This window comes from Spongiactinospora gelatinilytica, from assembly GCF_003236385.1.
Taxonomy (GTDB): domain Bacteria; phylum Actinomycetota; class Actinomycetes; order Streptosporangiales; family Streptosporangiaceae; genus Spongiactinospora; species Spongiactinospora gelatinilytica.
Map to the genome: position 1 here is coordinate 23,944 of NZ_POUA01000043.1, position 7,050 is coordinate 30,993.

6 protein-coding genes and 1 pseudogene are annotated in these 7,050 nt (G+C 67.6%); 4 read left to right on the forward strand and 3 right to left on the reverse strand.

Features of this window, described 5'->3' with window-relative positions:
• Positions 1–871: 871 nt before the first annotated feature.
• Both C1I98_RS43710 and C1I98_RS43715 read left to right on the forward strand, forming a co-directional pair.
• Positions 872–1,048 (forward strand): annotated as a pseudogene (locus C1I98_RS43710) (helix-turn-helix domain-containing protein); the annotation flags it as partial.
• Between the two features lie 95 nt (positions 1,049–1,143).
• Complete coding sequence (locus C1I98_RS43715; protein WP_233507489.1) at positions 1,144–1,512, forward strand: helix-turn-helix domain-containing protein; 369 nt, start codon at positions 1,144–1,146, stop codon at positions 1,510–1,512.
• On the opposite strand, the gene C1I98_RS40370 is transcribed toward C1I98_RS43715, so the two are convergent.
• Positions 1,463–1,840 carry a hypothetical protein gene (locus C1I98_RS40370; RefSeq protein ID WP_146607339.1) on the reverse strand — a complete coding sequence of 126 codons (378 nt, stop codon included), beginning with the start codon at positions 1,838–1,840 and terminating at the stop codon, positions 1,463–1,465. The two genes, C1I98_RS43715 and C1I98_RS40370, sit on opposite strands and share 50 nt — an antisense overlap.
• Positions 1,837–2,055, reverse strand: coding sequence for a hypothetical protein (locus C1I98_RS08520; RefSeq protein ID WP_146607340.1), 219 nt, complete (start codon positions 2,053–2,055; stop codon positions 1,837–1,839). The genes C1I98_RS40370 and C1I98_RS08520 overlap by 4 nt, the downstream gene beginning before the upstream one ends.
• Positions 2,056–2,238: 183 nt before the next feature.
• Between C1I98_RS08520 and C1I98_RS08525 the strand changes: the two genes are divergently transcribed.
• Together C1I98_RS08525 and C1I98_RS08530 are read left to right on the forward strand one after the other, a co-directional pair.
• Positions 2,239–4,386, forward strand: coding sequence for a UvrD-helicase domain-containing protein (locus C1I98_RS08525; protein ID WP_111166531.1), 2,148 nt, complete (start codon positions 2,239–2,241; stop codon positions 4,384–4,386).
• 144 nt (positions 4,387–4,530) lie between these two features.
• A complete protein-coding gene (locus C1I98_RS08530) occupies positions 4,531–6,480 on the forward strand; it encodes an N-6 DNA methylase (RefSeq protein WP_199536808.1) in 1,950 nt (649 codons plus the stop codon).
• Here C1I98_RS08530 and C1I98_RS08535 read toward each other — a convergent pair.
• Positions 6,467–7,050 (reverse strand): hypothetical protein (locus C1I98_RS08535; RefSeq protein ID WP_233507490.1); only part of this gene is annotated, 584 nt, incomplete at its 5' end. The genes C1I98_RS08530 and C1I98_RS08535 overlap by 14 nt on opposite strands.

The following is a 7,050-nucleotide window of genomic DNA, read 5'->3' on the forward strand; positions in this document are numbered from 1 at the left end:
GGTTGCCCATTGGGAAGTCGGCATTCACAGAAGCCCACCAGCCCGACTACGTATTCCGGATCGAGACGACCTGGGCGCCTGGGCCGACTTCAGTGGATGAGCCAGCTGTTCGTGATCACTGCGGCTACCCATCCTGCAGTGCAGGAGGGGCTCCGATCGAAGACGCATTGCCCCCGCATGCGAGCTTCCACGCGTTCGTCTACCTCTTCGGCTTGGCCCGAGCCCCCGTGGCTGAAAATGGGGCGGGCGTAGCCTCGGTCCGGAGAAGACCCGGAATGAGGAGGGGATCCACGAGGTAGGACGAGAAGGATGGGCTCGATCTCCTCGGCCCAATTCCCGAACCAGAGCGGGCTGGGTGACGATGCGCTCGTGGAGTCGGGCGTAGAAGACGCCGCCGGAGGTGTCGAAGAGCGGGTCCCGACACTCGGCATCCGACCGCCGGCACCAAACACCTTGGACGTGCTCGTCCGCTGGCCTACAGCGGCCCCGACTGGGGACGGATGATGCGACGCGAGGCCATGGAACTGAGGGTGTGACGACCTGGCGCGGGTGACCCGGAACCCGAGGGGCTGGCTCAGATCGACCGTCTCACCCTCACCACCAGCGTCCTGGTCGTCTTCGACCACCGTCCCAAAGCCCTCCGTGGAATGAATGAGGCGGCATCTCCTAGGCCATCGCCCCTGATCTGGCCGCCAGTCACCGCCTCGCGAGCGTGAGGGGCGTTCGAACCAGTGAGCGTCTGTCGGGCTGCCCTAGTGTCATCCGCCTGAAATTCGTCGGATAAATCCATATGGTGATTGGTATGGCGCACCCAGGCCCGTCCGCGGTCGAGATCCGCTTATCCGAGACCGAGCGTGCTCGACTGGTCGGCATGTCAGCGGAGCCGTCGAGGGTGGCGGCGCGGGCAAGGATCGTGCCGGCGTGTGCGGAGCCGGGGATCAGCACGGCGCAGGTGGCGCGTGATCTGGGCCTTGCCGCCAGCACGGTGCGCAAGTGGCGTGCGGCTTTCGCCCGGGGCGGGCTGCAGGCACTGGCCGACGAAGTGCGCACGGGCCGGCCCAAGGCGGAGCTGACGGTGTCGCAGGACGAGCGGGCGGTGCTGCAACGGTGGGCGCGGCGGGCCAAACCGCGCAGGTCCTGGCGATGCGCGCGAAGATCGTGCTGGGCTGCGCGGACGGTGAGGACAACAAGCGGGTCGCCGAGCGGTTGCGGGTGCATCCGGACACGGTCTCCAAGTGGCGGCATCGGTTCCTGCGCCTGCGGCTGGACGGGCTGATCGACGAGCGGCGACCTGGCCGCCCGCCGTCGATCGGGCTGGACCAGGTCGAGAAGGTGGTGGTGGCCACGCTGGAGGAGACACCGGCCGGTGCCACGCAGTCACGCGGAAGACCTGCATGTACGAAACTTTACCGCAGCATCACGCCTACGGCTGCAGAGCAGGAGCCCACATGCCCTGACAACATCAGGCGCTCACCTTCAATTGGTGGACACGCTGCTTGGACAGACCCATGACGCGTGCCGTATCCGGCTCCGACCAATGGCTCGTCAGCACTCTCGCGGCTTTGACCGCTAGTTCCGCAGCGCGCTCGGCATGCGCTTCGGCTAGCTCCTTCTCGCGATTGTATTCCGCCACCACTCCCGCCACCTCCTCGGGGAGATCGAAGACGAAGTTCACGGCGGGAGTTTCCTCCGGCCATGCCCAGGCGTGAATCTCCGCCAAGTCGCGCTCCAGCTGGGACAAGGAGCTTGCCACACCGACCCCTTCAACCTCGCCGCTAGGGCAGCGCGACACCCACCGCCGGTTCTCATACGTGACGACATACGCAATCGTCTTACTCATCGACTCATCCTTTCTACGACCGCCTCCAGCCGCTTGACGGCTTCACGGAAGAACTCCGGGTCGCGATCCGGGTCGGCAGGAATCATGACGGGAACCGAGATGACGCCATCCTTGATCACACGCAGCGCGCACATGTCGCCCTTGAGGTGGTACAGCCAGTCAGCCGTGGCTCCTGCGGCCGCCACGATCGTTGCCACCTCGGCGAGCTGCCGCATGTGTGGGGGAAGGGCCTCAGGCACAGCATGGAGCATACCGCGCTAGGAAGCATCTTCCTAGCACGGTAGGAGCATGCCTCCTAGCGATGCCACCCTACCCGGCAGCAATCCGCCGGGATCGCTGGCTCCGCCGAACGGCTCGGCCATACCCTGGTGCCTCGCCACTCACCTGGGAGGTTCCGCGTGCCGCAGCTCGCCTTCGCCAACAGTTTCTGGGAGAGCTTCGACGGCCTGGAGAAGCTGGTCAAGGCGGGCGTGCGCAAGGCCATGAAAAGGTTCCAGCAGCTCTCCATCGCCGAACTGTACGCCGACAAGGGCCTGCATCTGGAGTCGGTGGTGAACGCGCGAGACCCGCGAATGCGCACCATCCGCATCACCGAGTTCTGGCGGGGCGTGGTCCTGGCCCCCGACGATGGCACCGACACCTTCCTGCTGCTGAACGTCGTGCCGCACGACGAGGCCTACGGGTGGGCGGCCAAGCGGCTCTACACCGTCAACTCCGCCACGCACGCCCTGGAGGTGCGCAACATCGTCGCCATCGAGCAGCTCACCCCGGCCCTGGAGCAGGCGGCGGCCGAGGCGCCGTCGCTGCTGTTCGCGAAGCACTCCGACACCGTGCTGCGCGATCTCGGCGTCGACGACCAGGTGCTGCGCGCCGTACGGACCATCATCGACAAGCCGCAACTGAACGCGTTCGCCTCGCTGCTGCCCGAGGACCAGTTCGAGGTGCTGCAGTATCTCGCGGAGGGATTCTCGCCCCAGGAGGTCTACCAGCAGGTCGTAGCCGAGCGGCGCCCTGCCGACGCGTCTGCCGACGCGGACCAGAGCCTTGAGCGGGCGATCATCAACACCACCACCCGCATCACCCTGGTCAGCAGCGCGGACGAGCTGACCGACGTGCTCAGCAAGCCGTTCGCCGCGTGGCGGGTCTTCCTGCATCCCTCGCAGCGGCGCGTCGCGTACCGTCCGTCCTACAACGGGCCGGCGCAGGTGACGGGCGGCCCGGGAACGGGCAAGACGGTGGTCGCGCTGCACCGGGTCAAGCACCTGCTCAGCCGCTCGCCCGGCAGCCGGATCCTGCTCACGACGTACACCACCGCGCTCGCGGCGGCGCTGCGGGAGAACCTGACGCAGCTCCTGGACGACGAGAAGCAGCTCGCGCGAGTGGATGTCACCACGGTGAACGCCTACGCCTACCGCGTAGTGCGGGCGCTGGCCGGCCGCACGCCGAAGATGATCGGGGACGCCGACGAGCGGCAGATCTGGCGGCGCGTGATCCGGCGGCTGGACCTGCCATGGACCGAGCAGTTCCTGCGCCAGGAGTACCGGCATGTCGTCCTCGCGCAGCGGATCACCTCGCGGGGCGAGTATCTCCAGGCGCCCCGGCGGGGCCGGGGCACGGCGATCGGGCCGCGGCGGCGGCAGCAGATCTGGGATGCGGTCGAGGCGTTCACGGCGGAGCTCCGCGGCGGCGGGGTCAGCACCCACCTGCAGCTCTGCGCGGAAGCGACCCGCCTGCTCGGCGGCTCAGATCTGAGACGGTACGGCTTCGACCACGTCATCGTGGACGAAGCGCAGGACCTGCACCCGGCGCAGTGGCGGGTGCTGCGCGCTGCCGTCCTCGACGGCCCGGACGATCTTTTCATCACGGGCGACCCGCACCAGCGGATCTACGACTCCAAGGTCTCCCTCGGCTCACTCGGCATCTCCGTGGCCGGTCGGAGCGGCCGGCTGCGCATCAACTACCGCAGCACGGCGGAGATCCTGACCTGGTCGACCGGCCTGCTCGACGGGTCGCTCGTCGAGGACCTGGGCGGGCAGGGTAACGAGAACCTGTCCGGCTACCGGTCCCTGCTGCACGGCCAGCGTCCTCGTACGGCCGGTTTCCCGGGCGAGCAGGCCGAGGTCGCAGCGGTCGTGGAGTGCGTGCGGGATTGGCTCGGGCAGGGGGTGCGGCCGAGCGAGATCGCCGTGTGCACCCGTTTCAACATCCTGCTGAACAAAATCCACGACCGGCTGGTGGCCGAGGGCATCCCGGCGGTCAAGGTCAAGGACCAGCCGTCGGCGAAGGCCGAGGGGATTCGCCTGGCGACCATGCATGCCATGAAGGGGCTGGAGTTCCGCTGCGTGGCGGTGGCGGGGGTGACCGCCAGCGCGGTGCCGTTCGCCAAGGAGATCACACCGGCGGAGGTGGACCGGCTCCAGCACGGGAGTGACATGCTGCGAGAGCGCTGCGTCCTCTTCGTCGCCTGCACGAGGGCCCGCGAGGCGCTCTACGTGTCGTGGAGCGGCGCGCCCAGTCCGTTCGTCTCACAGCAGTCTCTGCAGTAGACCTAGAACACCTGTACGACTTTTCTGGTTACTCACCCTACTGAAGGGTATGATGAAAACTGCGTCAACAGAGCAACGCTTCGATCTGGGATCTGAGCGGGCTGGTTCAGGAAGGGCTTGATAGTCATGGGCGAGCGCCCTGTCATGGTGACACTCGCCGAGATCGCGCGCATCGCAGGGGTCGGACGGGCCGCCGTCAGCAATTGGCGAAGACGGCATCACACCTTCCCCTCCCCTGTCAACGGTACGGACACCAGCCCACAGTTCTCCCTGGTCCAGGTCGAGGAGTGGCTGCGTGAGCACGACAAGCTCGGATCATCCACCGGTTCACTCGAACGCCTCTGGCCGGCTTTCGAGGCTCTGGGCGATCGTGATCGCATGGGGCGGGTCATCGCCGAGTTCGGCGCCCGGCTGCGAGACGCGCCTCACCGCGAGCTCGATCCAGGCGAAGAGCATCTGGTCGAGCAGGCTCTTGAGCTCTCCCTGCATGAAGGCGGCCGCGAGACTTTTCAATACCTCCTCGACCGGTGGCTCGGCACGCATATCCGTCAGATCACCACTACACCGGCTCCGCTCGCCTCGTTCATGGCTGAAGTGGCGGCCCAGGCCAGACCGGGAAAGATCAGCACACAGCTCGATCCTGCCTGCGGTGCCGGCGGACTACTCCTGGCCGGCGCGGAACGCTGGAAGGGCACATGCCGGCTTCTCGGCCATGAGCGAGATCCCGTTCTCGCCATGCTGGCGAGATCCAGATTGTCGCTGCTGGCCGAGACGCCCGAAATCGACCTCAGAACGACCGACACCTTGCGGAGCGAACCCCCGACCGCCATCGCTGATGTGGTCCTCTGTAATCCGCCTACCAATGAACGCGATTGGGGACACGCGGAACTGGCGACCGATCGGCGATGGCTGTTCGGCCTGCCACCCCGAACCGAGTCCGAACTCGCCTGGGTGCAGCACATCGTCTCCGCGCTGGGCGACGACGGCGTCGCCGTCGTGCTTCTGCCTCCCGCCGTGGCCTCACGCCGCGCGGGCCGTCGCATCAGGGCGGCGATGCTGCGGGCGGGGTCGCTCAGAGCTGTCATCGCCCTGCCCCCGGGTGCGGCTCCCCCCTTCGGGGTCGGCCTGCACCTGTGGATCCTGCAGCCACCGGCCCAGCGCCGGACCACTCCTTCGGTCCTCATGGTGGACACGGCCGACTGCCGGGCCACCTTGTCAGCCGCCCGCGCCCAGGCTATCGACTGGGATGCCGTCCGAGATCGGGTATTCGGCGCGATGGCTGGTAAGGCGCAAGAGAGCAGCATCGAAATACCGGTCCTTGACCTACTGGGCGAGGAGACCGACCTGACTCCCGCACGGCATGCGCCCACCAGCGTGTCGGTATCGGTCGTCAATCATCGCCGTACCTGGCGGCAGTTCGACTCGAGCCTGCAGGAAGCCCAGGATCTGGGGAAGGTCCTGCGCGATCTCGAGGTGGTGCGGGAAGTGGCGGACGCCCACGCTGTCGCGGTCGCCGACCTGGAGCAAGCCGGCACGCTCGCGCTGGCACCAGGGCAGGCGATCCCGGACGGATACATACGGCGAGGTGAACGGCCCGATGACGGGGTTCCGGTGCTCACCGTCGCGGACCTGCGGGAAGGGCAGCCGCCTCAGTTCTGGATCACCGCCGAGGACGTTGAGCAGCTCGAACGGGACAAGGGCGTCACCGTGACATCGTCCAACGACGTGGTGGTGGTCGTTCCGTCGGCCGAGTTCGGCGCATGGGTGGACGTCGCGGCACCCACTGTTCTGGGGCCGCACATCCATCGGCTCCGGCCCGACACCGAGCGTCTCGACCCATGGTTCCTGGCCGCCTGCCTGCGTGCGCACTTCAACGCACGGCAGGCAGGTACACACGCCACCACCACATCGCGAGTGGATCCGCGGCGTCTCCTGGTGCCTCGTCTCCCCATCGAGGAACAGCGCCAATACGGCGACATCCATCGTCGGCTGGTGCGCTTCGAACAGGCCGTCGCGGAGGTGGGCAACGTGGGTGCGACACTGAGCCGGACGCTCACGGAACTTCTGGCCGCCGGGCGGCTCAGAGAGAGCTGAGCATCGTCTCGACCTCATCGTGGTGGCCCCATTCGGCGAGTTCCGCGGCGAACTCGCGACAGCGCCGATGCACTTTGAGTGACGACCGGGACAGGCCGCGAAGCTCGATGATCACCGCCTTCCACATGGTGAACGCCGCCTCGGTGTCGTCCTGCTCCGGCACCAGGCATTCGGCGACGCCGACGCGGGCTTCCAAGAGAAGGTCCACGTCTTTCTCGCCGAGAGGCGTCCGCTCCACGGCGCGGTACAGCCTGCCGGCTCCGGGCCAGTCCCCTTCGAGCCGGGCACGATCCGCGCGGACCAACTGAGCTCGAACGACGAGGCGCTCACGCGGACCCCACGCGACTTCCGCCTCCCTCAGTCGCGCCACCACCCGCTCCACCTGTGGGCCAGGCCGCTGCGCCATCACTTCGCGCTCGGCGGCGTCGAGCAGGTCGTCGAACTCGCGGCGGCTCGGCATGGACCTGCGCTTCACGGAGGGGCGCTGCCGCTGCACGGGCGTCGACGGCGGGGGCACGGGCGGTGATTCGCGGCCCTCCCTGAACGGCAGCGTGGGATCCGGGTGCAACC

Coding starts and splice junctions, on each gene's coding strand:
- C1I98_RS43715 (WP_233507489.1), top strand. CDS start 1,144: ATGCGCGCGAAGATCGTGCTGGGCTGCGCGGACGGTGAGGACAACAAG.
- C1I98_RS40370 (WP_146607339.1), bottom strand. CDS start 1,840: ATGAGTAAGACGATTGCGTATGTCGTCACGTATGAGAACCGGCGGTGG.
- C1I98_RS08520 (WP_146607340.1), bottom strand. CDS start 2,055: ATGCGGCAGCTCGCCGAGGTGGCAACGATCGTGGCGGCCGCAGGAGCC.
- C1I98_RS08530 (WP_199536808.1), top strand. CDS start 4,531: ATGGTGACACTCGCCGAGATCGCGCGCATCGCAGGGGTCGGACGGGCC.